This is a genomic window from Parasphingopyxis sp. (assembly GCF_052168275.1).
GTDB lineage: Bacteria > Pseudomonadota > Alphaproteobacteria > Sphingomonadales > Sphingomonadaceae > Parasphingopyxis.
The window spans coordinates 12,009-27,757 of record NZ_JBQLZM010000078.1 but is presented as its reverse complement, the minus strand read 5'-3'; the positions used below and the strand labels follow the sequence as shown (position 1 = coordinate 27,757).

General features: G+C 66.2%; 10 protein-coding genes and 1 tRNA gene. 6 read left to right on the top strand and 5 right to left on the bottom strand.

Going from position 1 to position 15,749, the window contains the following annotated elements; genetic code table 11:
- From ACTS1X_RS07265 to trxA, 3 genes are all read left to right on the top strand, one after another.
- A partial coding sequence (locus ACTS1X_RS07265) for a PD-(D/E)XK nuclease family protein (RefSeq protein ID WP_442613719.1) occupies positions 1-915 on the top strand: 915 nt, incomplete at its 5' end.
- Positions 908-4,387: a double-strand break repair helicase AddA gene (gene addA, locus ACTS1X_RS07260; RefSeq protein WP_442613718.1), complete on the top strand. Its 3,480-nt coding sequence runs from the start codon at positions 908-910 to the stop codon at positions 4,385-4,387. The genes ACTS1X_RS07265 and addA, both read left to right, overlap by 8 nt.
- 53 nt (positions 4,388-4,440) lie before the next feature.
- The gene (trxA, locus tag ACTS1X_RS07255; RefSeq protein ID WP_442613717.1) at positions 4,441-4,767 is read left to right on the top strand and encodes a thioredoxin TrxA; all 327 of its coding nucleotides are present in this window, start codon (positions 4,441-4,443) and stop codon (positions 4,765-4,767) included.
- A gap of 1 nt (position 4,768) precedes the next feature.
- On the opposite strand, the gene ACTS1X_RS07250 is transcribed toward trxA, so the two are convergent.
- Together ACTS1X_RS07250 and argJ are read right to left on the bottom strand one after the other, a co-directional pair.
- Positions 4,769-5,566 carry an inositol monophosphatase family protein gene (locus ACTS1X_RS07250; protein ID WP_442613716.1) on the bottom strand — a complete coding sequence of 266 codons (798 nt, stop codon included), beginning with the start codon at positions 5,564-5,566 and terminating at the stop codon, positions 4,769-4,771.
- On the bottom strand, positions 5,563-6,792 hold the full coding sequence (gene argJ, locus ACTS1X_RS07245) for a bifunctional glutamate N-acetyltransferase/amino-acid acetyltransferase ArgJ (RefSeq protein WP_442613715.1): 1,230 nt from the start codon (positions 6,790-6,792) through the stop codon (positions 5,563-5,565). The genes ACTS1X_RS07250 and argJ overlap by 4 nt, the downstream gene beginning before the upstream one ends.
- A 150-nt stretch (positions 6,793-6,942) precedes the next feature.
- On the opposite strand from argJ, the gene secA reads away from it, so the two are divergent.
- Together secA and ACTS1X_RS07235 are read left to right on the top strand one after the other, a co-directional pair.
- Positions 6,943-9,684, top strand: a complete 2,742-nt coding sequence (gene secA, locus ACTS1X_RS07240) for a preprotein translocase subunit SecA (RefSeq protein WP_442613714.1) — start codon at positions 6,943-6,945, stop codon at positions 9,682-9,684.
- 46 nt (positions 9,685-9,730) lie between these two features.
- On the top strand, positions 9,731-11,509 hold the full coding sequence (locus ACTS1X_RS07235; RefSeq protein WP_442613713.1) for a TRAFs-binding domain-containing protein: 1,779 nt from the start codon (positions 9,731-9,733) through the stop codon (positions 11,507-11,509).
- Positions 11,510-11,614: 105 nt separating this feature from the next.
- Here ACTS1X_RS07235 and ACTS1X_RS07230 read toward each other — a convergent pair.
- From ACTS1X_RS07230 to moaA, 3 genes are all read right to left on the bottom strand, one after another.
- A tRNA-Asn gene (locus ACTS1X_RS07230) sits at positions 11,615-11,689 on the bottom strand.
- Between the two features lie 86 nt (positions 11,690-11,775).
- Positions 11,776-12,552 (bottom strand): NAD kinase, encoded by a 777-nt coding sequence (locus tag ACTS1X_RS07225; protein WP_442613712.1) that lies wholly within the window; start codon positions 12,550-12,552, stop codon positions 11,776-11,778.
- Positions 12,549-13,568, bottom strand: a complete 1,020-nt coding sequence (gene moaA, locus ACTS1X_RS07220) for a GTP 3',8-cyclase MoaA (RefSeq protein ID WP_442613711.1) — start codon at positions 13,566-13,568, stop codon at positions 12,549-12,551. Before moaA ends, ACTS1X_RS07225 begins: the two co-directional genes overlap by 4 nt.
- Before the next feature lie 90 nt (positions 13,569-13,658).
- On the opposite strand from moaA, the gene ACTS1X_RS07215 reads away from it, so the two are divergent.
- Positions 13,659-15,746 (top strand): putative bifunctional diguanylate cyclase/phosphodiesterase, encoded by a 2,088-nt coding sequence (locus tag ACTS1X_RS07215; RefSeq protein ID WP_442613710.1) that lies wholly within the window; start codon positions 13,659-13,661, stop codon positions 15,744-15,746.
- The last annotated feature ends 3 nt before the right edge of the window (positions 15,747-15,749 follow it).

Below are 15,749 nucleotides of genomic sequence, written 5' to 3'. Positions count from 1 at the left end.
GTCTGCGCCCAGGCCCTGAAGCGCGGGGCGCAGACAATCGACCGCGGGCGGGAGATCGCGCCGGCCGGACGCCCGGCGCCCCGGCCGCCGATGGCCGATCGCCCGAAGCGGATATCGGTGACCAGGGTCGACCGGCTCAAGGCCGATCCCTTCGCCTTCTACGCGCAGACGATGCTGAAGCTCTCCCAGCTCGATCCCGTCGACGCTGAGCCCAGCCCGGCCTGGCGCGGCTCGGCGGTCCACCGGATCCTCGAAGACTGGTTCCGCGAGGATGGGTGCGATCCCGACAAGCTGGTGACGCGCGCCGAAACGCTGCTCGATGCCAGCGATGCGCACCCCATGATGCGGGCGCTGTGGCGGCCGCGACTGATCGAACCGATCCGCTGGATGGCCGAACGGGTGCGCGCCGACATCGCCGCGGGGCGAGTGCCGGTTGCCGCGGAGGTCGATGGGAAGACTGAAATTTCCGGCGTCACGCTGACCGGCAAGGCCGACCGGATCGACCGGCTTGCCGACGGGTCGCTCGCCATTATCGATTACAAGACCGGTCAGCCGCCGACCCCCGCGGCGGTCGAGGCCGGTTTCGCGATGCAGCTCGGCCTGCTTGGCCTGCTGGCGGATCGCGGCGCGTTCGACGGTGTCGAGGGCGAAGCCGCGGCGTTCGAATATTGGTCGCTCGGCAAGGATGGCGACGGGTTCGGCTATGTGAAGCAACCGTTCCGCAAGCGCGGCGAAACGGAGATCACGGCGGACAATTTCGTCGCCCATGCCGCCTCGGTCTTCGCGAGCGCCGCCGAGCAATGGCTGATCGGCGAAGAACCCTTCACCGCCAAGCTGCATCCCGAATATGCGCCTTATGGCGAGTACGACCAGCTGATGCGGCTCCAGGAATGGTACGGACGCGGCGATGCCTAAGCGCCTCTCGCCCCTCTACCCGCTGACCGGCGAACAGCGCGCGGCGTCCGATCCCAATGCGCTGGCCTGGCTGTCGGCCTCGGCCGGCACCGGCAAGACGCAGGTGCTGACGGCGCGCGTCATGCGGCTGCTGCTCTCGGGCGTCGATCCCGCCTCGATCCTGTGCCTCACCTTTACGAAGGCCGGGGCGGCGGAGATGGCGGACCGCATCCATGCGCGGCTCGCCCATTGGGTGCGCCTCAAAAGTCCGGTGCTGGCGGCGGAATTGCGCGCGCTGGGCGAGGCCCACGATCCGTCCGCCGTCGCCCATGCCCGCCAGCTTTTCGCGCGGGTGCTCGATGCGACGGGCGGTGGGCTCAGGATCCAGACGATCCACGCCTTCGCCCAGAGCCTGCTCGCCGCCTTTCCGGCCGAGGCGCGGATCGTGCCCGGTTTCCGACCGATCGAGGGGCGCGAGCAGTCACTGCTGATGCGCGAAACGCTGGCGGCGATGCTGGTCGCGGCGGAGGAGCGCGACGACGGCGCGCTGATCGCCGATGTGCAGCAGCTCAGCCGGAGACTGGGCGAGGAAGGCGCGGAAGGGTTTCTCCAGCGCTGCGCGCATTCGCTCGAGGCGATGGTCGGGTTCGGTGCGCCCGAACTGTTCGGCGACGTGCTCAGGCCGGCGCTGGACGTTCCGCTGGGTGATATCGAGGCGGCGGTCGTCGACGCCTGTTCGGACGACGCTTTCGATACAGGCGTTTTGCGCAGGGTCGCCGCCGCCAATGCCGAGTGGGGGACCATAACCGGTCTCGCCAATGCCGACATGATCGCTAGTTGGCTGGCCGCAGATGCCGAAACACGCGCCGCCCAGCTTCCCGAATTGCGCGGAATCTGGGCGACGCAAAAGGGCGATTTGCGCAAATTCACCACGAAGCTGATCGATTCCGATCCCGATTATACCCGGCTCTGCGCCGAACTGGATACGGCCGTCGGCAGGCTGCTCGCGCTGCGCATCAAGGCGGAGTTCGCCGATTTCGCCGCGGCGGCCCTGCGTGCGGGCCGGATGTTCGCCGAGGACTATGCGATCGCCAAGCGCCGGGTGGGGGCTCTCGATTTCGACGACATGATCCGCCTGACGCGGTACCTGTTGGGCCAGGAAGGGATTGGCGACTGGGTCCGCTACAAGCTCGACCGGTCGATCGACCATATCCTCGTCGACGAGGCGCAGGACACCAATGTCGCCCAATGGTCGATCATCGAGGGGTTGAGCGCCGAATTCTTCGAAACCGATCCCGACAGCGCCGATGCCGTCCATCGCACGATCTTCGCGGTCGGCGATTTCAAACAGGCGATCTTCGGATTCCAGGGCACCAATCCGCAGGCCTTCGAGGATGCGAAACGGGCGTTCGCCGCCCATATCGCCGAGCGCGAACGCGAGCTGCGCGATCTCAGTCTCGACCGGAGCTATCGCTCGTCGCCCGCGATCCTCGAACTTGTAGACGCGGTGATGGACGGTATCGGCGGCGCGGCGATCGGTCTGCCGGGCGCGCTGCGCAGTCATGTCAGCGCGCATGAAGGGCGCCCGGGGCGGGTGACCCTGCTCAAGCCGGTGCGCGGCGCGGCCGTCGACGATGCCGATCCGGGCGAGGAAGGCTGGCTCGCCGACGCCAAGCTCGCGCTGGCCCGCAAGATGGCGAAACAGGTGAAGGACTGGATTGCCGAGGGGCCGGACCAGCTCTGGCTGGCCGGGAAAGGCAGGGCGCTGCGCCCCGAGGACGTGCTGATCCTCGTGCGCAGCCGCGGCGAACTCGCCTCGCTGCTCGTCGCGCGGCTGCACGAAGAGGGTGTTCCGGTCGCCGGCGTCGACCGGCTGATGCTGACCGATCCGCTGGCGATCCAGGACCTGCTTGCCGCCCTGCGTCTCGCGCTCCAGCCCGAGGACGATCTCAATTTCGCGAACCTGCTGGTCTCGCCGCTCATCGGCTGGTCGCAGGACGAGCTATACGCGCTCGCCAAAGGGCGGAGATCGAGTCTCTGGAGCGCGTTGCGCGACGCGTTCGAGACGGAAGACCCGCAGTCCGGAAACATGGGCGATGCCCGTCTGGTCGTGAACGCGATACTCGACCAGGCCGATTTCGTGACGCCCTATCAACTGCTCGAGTCGATCCTGTCCGGCCCGGTTCAGGGTCGGAAAAAACTGCTGGCGCGGCTCGGCGAGGAAGCCCGCGATCCGATCGAGGAACTGCTCAACGCGGCCTTGCTGTTCGAAGCCGACAATCCGCCCTCGCTCCAGCATTTTCTCGACTGGTTCGATCGCGGCGATGCCGAGATCAAGCGCGATCCGGCGGCCCCGCTCGACGCCGTCCGCGTGATGACCGTGCACGGCGCGAAGGGTCTGCAGGCGCCGCTCGTCATCCTCGCCGACGCGACCTTCGATCCGGATCTCGCGCGCAGCCGGACCGTGGATTTCGAGCTGGCCGACGATCGGCCCCCGGTCCCGCTGCCTTATCCGCGCAAGGCGGAACAGGTCGACGCGCTGGCCGATGCCGTTGAACGCCAGAAGGCCGCCGATCGCGAGGAGCATTGGCGGCTGCTCTACGTCGCGCTGACCCGGGCCGAGGAGCAGCTGGTGATCGGCGGATCGCTGGGCCCGCGCAATCGGGACGACGCGCCGCAGAACAGCTGGTACGCGGCGGTCGAGCGGGCGATGGATGCGTTCGGCGGCGACTGGCGGGACAGCGATCTCTGGCAGGGCGTTCGCCTGTTCGACGGCGCGGCCGCGCCGCAAAGCTCTCCGCGCGGGGCAGCGACCCGCCGTTCCGCTCCGCCCGATCTCGGAAAGCCGGATTGGCTGGGACGACCTGCGCCGCGGGAGGAACGGCCGCCGCGCCCGCTCGCGCCGTCCTCGCTGGGCGCGGATACCGTCGCCGATCCGCCGCCCGATGCGGCGATGCTCGAGGCGGCCGAACGCGGAACGCTGCTCCACGCGCTGTTCGAGCGGCTGCCCGATGTCGAACCGTCCCGCCGCAAGGCCGCGGCGCTGGCCTGGCTCGAAGGCTCGGCCGGAATCGACGATCCGTCGCGACGCAAGACGCTGGCCGAGGATGCGCTCGCCGTGATCGACGACCCGGGTTTCGCCGATATTTTCGGGCCCGATGCGCTGGCCGAGGCGCCGATCGCGGCGGTCGTCGGCGACATCGTCGTCTCGGGCACCGTCGACCGGCTGCTGGTCGGCGACGATGCGGTGCGCGTCGTCGATTTCAAGACCGGGCGCGTCGTGCCCGACGGGATCGATGCAGTTCCCGAGGGGCATGTGCGGCAGATGGCGGCCTATGCGGGGGCGTTGCAGGTGATTTTCCCGAACCGCCGGATCGAGGCGAGCCTGCTCTACACCGCGGGGCCGCGGCTGATTCCGCTGTCGGAACAGGATGTTGCGGCTAACAAGCCCGGCTTGCCCCTCGCAGAGCAAAGTTTGTCGCCCAGCGGTTGAGCCCGGGCAGGCGGCACTCTACATGGCGAGTAACCGATAAGGAGATTCAGATCATGGCAACCAAGCCGGTAACCGACGGAAGTTTCGAACAGGATGTTCTCAATGCCGAGGGGCCCGTACTCGTCGATTTCTGGGCCGAATGGTGCGGCCCGTGCAAGATGATCGGCCCGGCGCTCGAGGAACTGTCGGACGAAATGGCCGGCCAGGTAACGATCGCCAAGATCAATATCGATGAAAATCCCGAAGCCGCCGCCAAATATGGCGTGCGCAGCATCCCGACGATGCTGATCTTCAAGGGCGGCGAGAAGCATGCCGAAAAGGTCGGCGCAGCGCCCAAGATGCAGCTCAAGCAGTGGATCGAGAGCGCCGTCGCGGCGTAGCTCAGCCGAATAAGATTTCGGCCGCCTGATCCCATAGTTTTGGCGTCGCGGCCGAAAGCAGGTCGGGGTCCTGGCGATTTACGCTGTATGCGGCTCCGTCCGACCATGCGGTCTTGCCGCCTGCTTCTTCGAGAAACAGCGACCCGGCGGCATGGTCATAGGGGTATGACTTCGCGAACAGCGCCACATCGTTCTGGCCAAGGACCACGCGCGGATACTGCTCCCCGGCGCAACGGGGGATCGGAACGATTTTCAGCTTTCCATCGGCGCGGGCGGCGAACGCCTGTTGCTGTTCCTCGCTCATGAAATGCAGGCCCAGGGCGGCGAGGGGAAGCGTGTGCGGGCTGGTTTGCGATGCGATCCGCTCGCCATTGAGATAGGCGCCCCGTCCCCGCTCGGCATAGCAGATGCGCGGCGTGAGCGGGTCGAATATCCAGCCGGCCTGCGTCTCGCCATCGGCGAGCAGGGCGATCATCAGCGCAAAAGGCGATTTTCCCTCGGCAAAATTCGATGTTCCGTCGAGCGGATCGACGAGCCAGACCATGTCCCGATCCAGCGTATCGAGCAGCGCAGGATTTTTGGTGGCCGCTTCCTCGCCGACTATGCGGGCTTCGGGCAGCAGGCGGGCGAGCCCTTCCGCAATACGTGACTCGCTCTCGTGATCGACGATGGTGACAAGGTCGCCAGGAGCTTTTTCGGCAACATCGTCATCCGCCAGCCGCTGAAAGCGCGGCAGCACGATCTCGGTCGCCACCGAGCGCATCAGCATGGCCACCTGCTCGGCGAGGATCGGGCTCATGTCCGGTAATCGGCGTTGATCGTGATATAGCCATGGGTGAGATCGCAGGTCCAAACCGTCGCCCGGCCTTTGCCGATCCCGACATCGATGCCGATCTCGATCTCGTCGCCGGTCAGGTGGGCGGCGACGGGCGCTTCGTCATATCCTTCGACCGCGAGACCGTTCTCGGCGACCTGCGTCGCGCCGAAGCGGATCGAGAGCCGGTCCCGGTCCGCCGGTTCGCCGGCCTTGCCGACCGCCATGACGACTCGGCCCCAATTGGCGTCCTCGCCGGCGATCGCGGTCTTGACGAGCGGCGAATTGGCGACCGAAAGCGCGATGCGCCGGGCGCTCGCGTCGCTTTCCGCGCCCTTCACGGCAATCTCAATGAACTTGCGTGCGCCTTCGCCGTCGCGCACGACAAGCTGGGCGAGTTCGAGGCAGACGGCCTCCAGCGCGGCGACGAAGGCGTCCGCACCCGCGCCGCCGGGCCCAGTCAGCCGAGCGTTTCCGGCCTGGCCGGTTGCGAACAGCAGCACCGTGTCCGACGTCGAGGTGTCGCTGTCGACCGTGATGCAGTTGAAGGTTTTCGCGACGGCGCGGCCGAGCATCGCCTGCAGGCAGGCGGCGTCGATCGCAGCGTCGGTGAAGAGGAAGCCGAGCATCGTCGCCATGTCCGGCGCGATCATGCCCGATCCCTTCACGATCCCGCTGATATGGACCGTCGTATCGCCGATCACGGCGCTCGCCGTCGCGCCCTTGGGAAAGGTGTCGGTGGTGCCGATGGCCCGCGCCGCATCCTCCCAGCTCGCCGCGTCGGCGGAAAAGGCCGCGTCGAGCCCGGCTTCCGCCTTGTCGATCGGCAAGGGTTCGCCGATCACGCCGGTCGAGGCGATGAATATCTCGCGCGGTTCGCAACCGAGATGCGCGGACGCTCTCGCGGCGATCGCTTCGACCGCCGCGCGACCGCGATGGCCGGTAAAGGCGTTGGCGTTGCCGGCATTCACGACGAGCGCGCGCGCCTTGCCGTGCGGCAGCGCATCCCGGCACCATTCGACTTCCGGAGAGGGGCAGCGCGACCGGGTCGTGACGCCTGCAACGGTCGTGCCCGCCGCGAGTTCGGCGAACGTCAGGTCGCAGCGGTCCCATTTCTTGTACCGGGCGGACGAGACCTTGAGGCGCAGTCCGTCGATGGCGGAAAGTCCCGGAAAACTGTCCGGCGCGAGCGGGGATTTTTCGTTGGTCATTGTCCGAAATCCATAAATCCGGTCCGCCTTACCGGCTCATCCTCCAATTGACTATCCTCCCCTCGGTCCCTACATCGCGCGCCTAGGTTTTTCGGGGATTTCGGGCCGTTTTCGATGGCCCTCCCAACACAATAAACGTCAGGAACGCCCATGTTTGGCGGCATTGCCAAATCGCTATTCGGATCGAGCAACGACCGGTACCTCAAGAAACTCGACAAGATCGTCGCGCAAATCAATGCGCTGGAGCCGGACATCCAGGCGCTCGGCGACGACCAGCTCAAGGCGCAGACGCCGAAACTGAAGGAACGGCTCGCCGCCGGCGAGACGCTCGACGATATCTTGCCCGAAGCCTTTGCGACGGTGCGCGAGGCGGCGATGCGGACGCTGGGGCAGCGCCATTACGACGTGCAGATGCTTGGCGGGATCGTGCTCCATCGCGGCGAGATCGCGGAGATGGCGACCGGCGAGGGCAAGACGCTGGTCGCGACCTTGCCCGTCTATCTGAACGCGCTCGAGGGCAAGGGCGTCCATGTCGTGACGGTCAACGACTATCTGGCCCGGCGCGACGCCGAATGGATGGGTCAGGTCTACCGCTTCCTCGATCTCGAGGTCGGCGTGATCGTGCCGAACCTGCCGGAAGACCTGCGCCGCGCCGCCTATGCGGCCGACATCACCTACGGCACGAACAACGAGTTCGGGTTCGATTATCTGCGCGACAACATGAAATATACGCGCGCGCAGATGGTCCACCGGCCGTTCAATTTCGCGATCGTCGACGAGGTGGACTCGATCCTAATCGACGAGGCGCGCACGCCGCTGATCATTTCCGGGCCGACCGAGGACAAGTCCGAGCTCTATATGGGTGTCGACGCGGTGGTGAAGAAACTCGACGAGGATGATTACGAGCTCGACGAGAAGCAGCGTGCCGTGACGCTGACCGAGGACGGGACGGAGAAGGCCGAGCGGCTGCTCGAGGATGCCGGACTGCTCGAGGGCGCCAATCTCTACGATTACGAGAACACGCTGGTCGTCCACCACCTGCAACAGGCGCTGCGCGCGAATACCCTGCAGAAGCGGGACAAGGACTATCTGGTCAAGGATGACGAGATCATCATCATCGACGAGTTCACCGGGCGGATGATGGAAGGCCGCCGCTGGTCGGACGGTCTCCACCAGGCGGTTGAGGCCAAGGAAGGCGTGCCGATCAAGCCGGAGAACCAGACGCTCGCCTCGATCACCTTCCAGAATTATTTCCGCATGTATCCGAAGCTTGCGGGCATGACGGGCACCGCGCTGACCGAAGCGCCCGAATTCTACGACATCTACAAGATGAACGTGACGGTCATCCCGACCAACAAGCCGATCCAGCGCGTCGACGATACCGACGAATTCTACAAGGACGAGATGGACAAGTTCGCGGCGATCGCCAAGGCGATCCGCGAATCCAGCGAGCGCGGCCAGCCGGTGCTGGTCGGCACGGTCTCGATCGAGAAGTCCGAGCTGCTGTCCGAGTTCCTCAAAAAGGAGAAGGTCGAGCACGCCGTGCTCAACGCTCGCCAGCACGAGCGCGAGGCGCACATCGTCGCCCAGGCCGGTCGTATCGGGGCGGTGACGATCGCCACCAACATGGCCGGTCGCGGCACGGATATCCAGCTCGGTGGCAATGTGGAGTTTCGCATCGGCGACGAGCTGGCCGATATGCCGGACGGGCCGGAACGCGACGCCGCTATCGAGCATATCAAGGCCGAAGTGGCGGCGGAAAAAGAGAAGGTGAAGGAAGCGGGGGGCCTGTTCGTGCTGGCCACCGAGCGGCACGAAACCCGCCGTATCGACAACCAGCTGCGCGGCCGTTCGGGGCGCCAAGGCGATCCGGGCCTCAGCCGCTTCTACCTGTCGCTCGACGACGATCTCCTGCGCATCTTCGGCCCGCAGACGATGTTCGCCAAGATGGTCCGCAGCAACCTGGAAGAGGGCGAGGCGATCGTCTCGCCCTGGGTCGCCAAGGCGATCGAGACGGCCCAGAAGAAGGTCGAGGCGCGCAACTACGACATCCGCAAGCAGGTCGTCGAATATGACGACGTCATGAACGACCAGCGCAAGGTCATCTACGAACAGCGCGGGGACATCATGGACGCCGAGGATGTCGACGACATCGTGGTCGACATGCGGCAGGAAACGGTAAACGGCATCGTGGCCGACCATTGCCCGCACGGCACCTATCCCGAACAATGGGACGTCGACGGCCTCAAGAAGCAGGTCGACCGCATTCTGGGACTCCGGCCGCCGATCGACGACTGGATGAAGGAAGACGAGGTCGCGCCCGATCTGCTCGAGGAACGGCTCCTCGAACTGGCCGACAGGCAGGTCGAGGAAAAGTCCAAGGACATTCCGCCCCAGGACTGGGTGGGGGTAGAGAAGAGCATCCTGCTCCAGAATCTCGACGTGCAGTGGAAGGAACATCTCTCGACGCTCGACGCGCTGCGCCAAGTCGTGAACCTGCGCTCCTACGCACAGAAGAAGCCGATCGACGAATATAAGCGCGAAGCGTTCGCGATGTTCCAGCAGATGCTCGTCAATATCCGCGAGGAAGTGACCAAGACGCTGGCCTTCGCGACCTTCACGCGGGCCGAGCCGCCGCCGCTGCCCGAACTCCCGGATTTCATCACGACGCATATCGATCCGCTGACCGGCGAGGACAACAGCGCCGATATCGACGCTGGCGATCTCGGCCTGGTGACGACGAACCTGCCGCCGCGCCAGTCGGCCGCGCCGCGCCTCGACGAAATGGCGGCCGGCAACGCGGACGAATGGCAGGGGAAGGTCAGCCGCAATGCGCCGTGCCCGTGCGGATCGGGCCGCAAGTTCAAACATTGCCACGGGGCGCTGAAATAGCGGCTGGCTCGGCCCGCCGCATGTTGCCGCCGGTGCGGCGGCGATGATGGCTGCCGCCGACCCGGTCGTCCTTGCCGGCGACGCGCTGTCGCGCGGCGACAATCTCGAAGCCTATGACATTGCCATGTCGGCGCGCGAGGAGGGGATCGATACCCCGCGGCTCGCCTATATCGCGACGCTCGCCCTTGCGCGCATGGGCGACACCATCATGGCGCTCGATTTCTACGAGCAGGCCGGGCTCGCCGAGATCGACGACGACGACATATTGGCGCTCTGGGGACGGCTGAAAAAGGACCTTGCGGAAAAGGCCGGCGAGGAAGAGCGCGCGGCGCTGTTTGCCGAGGCGAGTACGGCCTACCGGGCCGTCTACGAAAACCGGCCCAGCTATTTTACCGGCATCAACGCGGCGACTACGGCGTTGCTCGCCGGGGACCGGGAGGCGGCGGAAGAACTGGCGCGCAAAATACTGGAAGACCCGGAAGTTGCGAAACCCAGCGGTTTCTACGCGACCGCCACCGCCGCCGAGGCGAACGTGCTGCTGGGCCGCGCGAGCGAAGCCTATGCGGCGATCGCCGATGCGATCAGTTGGTCGGATGCGAGCGTCGGGTCCAAGGCCTCGACATTCCGCCAGATGATGCTGATCGGCAAGGTCGTTCCCGACATGGCCGAGACGATCGCGCCGCTGCTCGAAGCGCTCCGGCCCTCGCCGGTACTCGTCTATACGGGCCATATGTTCGTGGCCGACGCGGCGGCGGAGGCGGCGCTCGCGGAGAAAATCGATGCGGCGCTCGACAGGCTGAACCCCGATACGGCCTATGGCGCGCTGGCCTGCGGCGCCGACATTCTCGTAGCGGAGGCGATATTGCGGCGCGGCCTCGAACTCCATGTCGTGCTGCCATTCGAACGCGAGGACTTTGTCACCCAGTCGGTGCGGCCCGGCGGCGAAACCTGGGTCGACCGGTTCGACCACTGCCTCGAGCGTGCGGCGCGGGTCAGCTATGCGACCGATATGGGCTATATCGGCGATCCGACCCTGTTCAGTTACGGGTCGGCCGTCGCGATGGGCCTCGCGCGGATGCGTGCGCGACATTTGCGGACGAGCGCCGTGCAGCTCGCGATTGCGCAAAAGGAAAACAACTCGCTTCCCGCAGGCACGAGCAGCGATGTCGCGATCTGGCAAAGGCTCGGCCATCACAGCGAGATCATCGATCCGGGCGCCATCGACCGCAAGCTGGACCGGCCGCCCGATATCGCCATGCCCGAGGGGGTGACGCGCGTCGCCCATTCGATGATCTTCGCGGATTTCGCGGGCTTTTCGAAACTGTCCGAAGCCGCGCTCCCCCTCTTCACGAGCGAGATTTTCGGCAAGGCCGGCGCCGTGCTCGACGAATATGGCGACAGGGTTCTGTACCGGAACAGCTGGGGCGATGCGCTCTATGCGGTGATCGCGACGCCGATCGACGCGGCCGAGATCGTGCTCAAGCTCCAGCGGCAGGTGAACGACGTCCCGGAATTGTTGCGCGATTGCGCCGGCAGCAATTGCGGCATGCGGATCGGGCTGCATCACGGCCCGATCTATCGGGGCCATGACGCGGTATCGATGCGGACCAGCTTTTTCGGAACCGAAGTGACGCGCACGGCGCGGATCGAACCGGTCACTCCGACCGGCGAAGTCTATGCGACCGAAGCCTTCGCCGCGATCCTGGCGCTGGAGACCGAGCAGCGGTTCGGCACCCATTATGTCGGCCGGGTCCAGCTCGCCAAGGATTATGGCGAGCTCGCGATGTACAAGCTCAGCCGGCGCGACAACGGCGCGGCGACCTGACGCGACCGGATGCCATCCGGACGACGGTTCGACCGGCACGGCGCCGGCAAAGGACGCCGCCGATGGCGGTCGGCGGACCGCGTTTCGACGAAAAGCTGTGGAAGGTGGCTCCCCGGGTCTGATTCGAACAGACGACCGATCGGTTAACAGCCGATTGCTCTACCGCTGAGCTACCGGGGAATGCCCTTGAAAACTGCCCGGCGATTCTCGGGATCGCCTTGCAGACGGGGGCCTATAGCAACGCTTCATGGGGCGATGCAAGCGTCTCAGACGATGAATTGTTCGCGCGCGATGCGTTCGTCCAGCGCATGTTCGGGGTCGAACATCAGGGAGAGCGTCAGGCTCGTGTCGAGATGAACCTCGACGGTCGCGACATCGCGCACTTCATGCTGGTCGGCGACCGCACTGACCGGCCGTTTCAGCGGCTCCAGCACACGGAACGCAATGCGCGTCGTATCGGGAAGGATGGCGCCGCGCCAGCGCCTCGGCCGGAACGGGCTGATCGGCGTCAGGGCGAGCATGTTGCAGCCGAGCGGCAGGATCGGCCCGCGCGCCGAGAGATTGTACGCCGTCGAACCGGCGGGTGTCGCGACGATGACCCCGTCGCACACAAGCTCGTCGATCACGACATTGCCGCCGGCCTTGACCTCGAGCTTGGCGGTCTGCCGCGTTTCGCGGAGCAGCGAAATCTCGTTGATCGCCGGGCTCGACACCGTGTCGCCGTCGACCGTGACCGCGTCCATGCGCAGCGGCGTGACGGTGAAGGTCTTTGCCTGGGCGATCCGCTTTGCGAGGCCATCGGGCCGCCATTCGTTCATCAGGAAACCGACCGTGCCGAGATTCATGCCGAACACGGGCTTGATACGGTGTTCGGCCAGCATCTGGTGGAGCGTTTGCAGCATGAAGCCGTCGCCGCCGAGCGCTATGACGCCTTCGGCGTCCTTCATGTCGACGAAATCGTGACGCTCGCGGAGCAGCGTCTCGGCCTGCTGGGCTTCTTCGGTGGGCGATGCAACGAGAGCGTATTTCCGGTCGATCGTCATCCGCCGGTCACGCTCATATGGCGGGATACAGCGGGTTCGGCATCCTCCGCGCCGATCGCGAAATCATGTGCGAGCGGTTTGAGGATCATCGCCCGGTCGAGCACCCGGTCGAGCGCCTCGCGGCCGCCTTCGCGCAATGCGGATTTGAGGTCGAGATGATCGTCATGGCCCAGGCACATGTAGATCTTGCCCGATACCGTGATGCGCACGCGGTTGCAGCCGGCGCAGAAATTGTTGGTCAGCGGTGTGATGAGGCCGAGCTTGAGGCCCAGTTCCCCGACATTCCAGTAACGCGCCGGTCCGCCGGTCCGCTCGGTCAGCGGCACCAGCGTAAACCGGCGTTCGAGATCGCGCTGTACGGCGTCGAGGGGCAGGTACCGGTCGTGCCGGTCGTCGTCGATCTGGCCGAGCGGCATCGTCTCGATCAGGGTCAGGTCATGGCCTTCGTCGGCGCACCAGCGCATCATCGGGACGATTTCGCTGTCGTTCAGGCCCTTGAGCCCCACCATATTGATCTTGACGCGCAAGCCCGCGGCCTTCGCGGCGGCGATGCCGTCCAGCGTGCGGCCGATCTCGCCCCATCGCGTGATATAGCGGAAGGTTTCGGGATCGCGCGTATCGAGGCTGACATTGACGCGCCGGATGCCCGCGTCGACGAGCGCCTCCGCATGGTCGGCCAGCCGTGTCGCGTTGGTCGTCATCGTCAGCTCGTCGAGATCGCCCGTCTCGAGGTGGCGGCCGAGCATGCGGACGAGGTCGATCACCCCGCCGCGGACCAGCGGTTCGCCGCCCGTCAGCCTGATCTTGCGGACGCCGCGCTCGACAAAGGCCCCGGCGATAGCATCGATTTCTTCCAGGGAGAGGATGCTCCGGCGCGGCAGGAACTGCATCTTTTCCGACATGCAGTAGCGGCACCGCAGATCGCAGCGATCGGTGACCGATATCCGCAGATAGCTGATCCGGCGGCCATGGGCGTCGGTAAGCGGTCGTGCCTGCGTCGGAGCGTCTGAGGCCATGCGACATGCCCTAAAACGGGGCGTTGGCAGGGGCAAGTGTGGATCGGAACATTGCGCGAAGCGGGCCGCACTATAGAGTATCGCCGGAACATGCCCGGCCATCGCCGCATCGGAGCCACGACCATAGCGCCATTCGCATCCTCGACCGGAAACCCGCTCTTCCTTTTATCGTTTCGACAACGAAACGAACTGGCGGCGATCGTCGAACGGGCAGGGTGGACGCCGATCGCGGCCCGGCGGCTCGAAAAGGCGGAACGGCGGTTCATCCTTTCCGGCGCGCGCATCGCGGTTGTCGACGCGCGGGGCGCGTTCGAGGACGGGCTCGCGGCGATCACGACGCTCGCCGAGCCGGTCGAGGCCAACGCCGCCGCATTGCTGGCGCTGGTATCGAAGAAGGATGTCGCGCGGATCGACGCCGTGCTGGCGGCCGGCGCGACGCATTATCTGGCGAGCCCGTTCGGCGAACAGGAACTCGTCCAGGCGCTTCGCTTCGCCGACCGCTATACGGTCCGTGTCGGGGGACGCTACCAGCACGCCGCGACGCCGACCCGGACGGAAACCGATGCGCTGAGCTGGCAGCTCGATCGCGAAAAGGAGACGGTCAGCCTCGCGCCAGCGCTGGCCCGGCTGCTCGCCTTGTCGACCGATGACGCCGCGGCGCTGCCTTGGGCTGACTTCCTGGCGGCGCTCGGCCGCGGCGCTGCGGAAGCGTCCGGACGGGCGATCCGCAAACTCGACGATACCGCCGAGCCGACGGCCTTTGCGCACGACCTGCCGGGCGCCGGCGACGACCGGATGGTGCACCATCTGACCCGCGAGGAGGCAACGGGACGGATCAACGGCTGGGTGGAACTGCCCGACGAGGATGCCGACCGGCAGGCGCTCGGCGAACGCGACTACCTGACCGGCGTCGGCGACGTGCACAGCGCCTATCAATGGATCGATCGCCAGCTTGCCGCGGACGGCGACGACGGGCCGAAACTGGCGCTGCTGCTGATTTCGCTGCATCGCTTCGAACGCATCAACCAGGCCTATGGCAGCGCGACCGGCGACGCGGTCTTGCAAGGCATGGCGCGGCGGATCGAGCGATTGGTGTTCGGCATGTCGATGCGCCGGAAGCTGGTGGCGCGGCTGGCCGGCGCGGAATTCGCGATCGGCCTGGCGCCGTCGGTCTCGCTCGAAGAGGCGGAGTTCGCGGCGCGGCAGCTCGCTGGCGTGATCGAACAGCCCTTCATCACCGACGGCCAGCTCATCCGACTCAAAGCGCGATGCGGTATCGTGACGAGCGTCGAGACCGATACGGATGCTGCGGGCGTCATGCGGCGGGCCAGCGTCGCGCTGGCCGAAGCGCGCGACGGCGATTCGCATCCCATCCGCGTGTTCGGCAAGGACGAGGAAGTCGAGGCGACGCGCGACAGCCGGCTCGAAATCGACTTGCGGCACGCCCTCGATCGCGACGAAATCGAAATACTCTTCCAGCCCCAGGTGTCAGTCACGTCCGGCGCGATCGTCGGCGCCGAGGCGCTCGCGCGCTGGCAGCATCCGGCCTATGGCGAACTGGGCGCGGTGGCGCTGTTCGCGGCGGCCGAGCGCTCCGATTATCTGGCCGAATTGTCTGCGCATGTGCAGCAAAAGGCGGTCGCGGCAGCCGCGAACTGGGCCGACGCGCTGGGCGGCTTGAGACTGTCCGTCAATGTGACCGCCGGCGACATGGCGGCGCCCGATTTCGTCGAGCGGTTCGCGGCGATGGTCGATGCGGCGGGGTTCGACCGGGGCCGGGTGACGGCCGAGGTGACCGAGAGCGGGCTGATCGAGGATCTGGGCGTCGCCGCCGACCGCCTTGCGGCGCTCCGCGCCGACGGTTTCCGCGTGGCGATCGACGATTTCGGCACCGGCTATTCGAGCCTCGCCTATCTCAAATCGTTGCCGCTCGACTATCTGAAGATCGATCGCCGGTTGAGCCAGGATATCGCCGGCAGCGCGCGCGACCGGATCGTCGTTACCGGGGTTATCGAGATGGCGCGCTCGCTCGGCCTGTCAGTCATCGCGGAAGGGGTGGAAACCGAGGAACAGCTGGCGCTGCTCGCCGAACAGGGCTGCGAACTCTATCAGGGATTCCTGTGCGCGCCGCCCGTGACGTCCGACGAACTGGCGGCGCTTCTGGACCGCCCGAGCTGACGG

Bases quoted from the DNA above. Each gene is read 5' to 3' on its own strand.
- ACTS1X_RS07235 (WP_442613713.1), top strand. From the start codon at position 9,731: ATGGCTGCCGCCGACCCGGTCGTCCTTGCCGGCGACGCGCTGTCGCGC.
- ACTS1X_RS07215 (WP_442613710.1), top strand. From the start codon at position 13,659: ATGCCCGGCCATCGCCGCATCGGAGCCACGACCATAGCGCCATTCGCA.
- trxA (WP_442613717.1), top strand. From the start codon at position 4,441: ATGGCAACCAAGCCGGTAACCGACGGAAGTTTCGAACAGGATGTTCTC.
- ACTS1X_RS07225 (WP_442613712.1), bottom strand. From the start codon at position 12,552: ATGACGATCGACCGGAAATACGCTCTCGTTGCATCGCCCACCGAAGAA.
- ACTS1X_RS07250 (WP_442613716.1), bottom strand. From the start codon at position 5,566: ATGAGCCCGATCCTCGCCGAGCAGGTGGCCATGCTGATGCGCTCGGTG.
- argJ (WP_442613715.1), bottom strand. From the start codon at position 6,792: ATGACCAACGAAAAATCCCCGCTCGCGCCGGACAGTTTTCCGGGACTT.
- secA (WP_442613714.1), top strand. From the start codon at position 6,943: ATGTTTGGCGGCATTGCCAAATCGCTATTCGGATCGAGCAACGACCGG.
- moaA (WP_442613711.1), bottom strand. From the start codon at position 13,568: ATGGCCTCAGACGCTCCGACGCAGGCACGACCGCTTACCGACGCCCAT.
- addA (WP_442613718.1), top strand. From the start codon at position 908: ATGCCTAAGCGCCTCTCGCCCCTCTACCCGCTGACCGGCGAACAGCGC.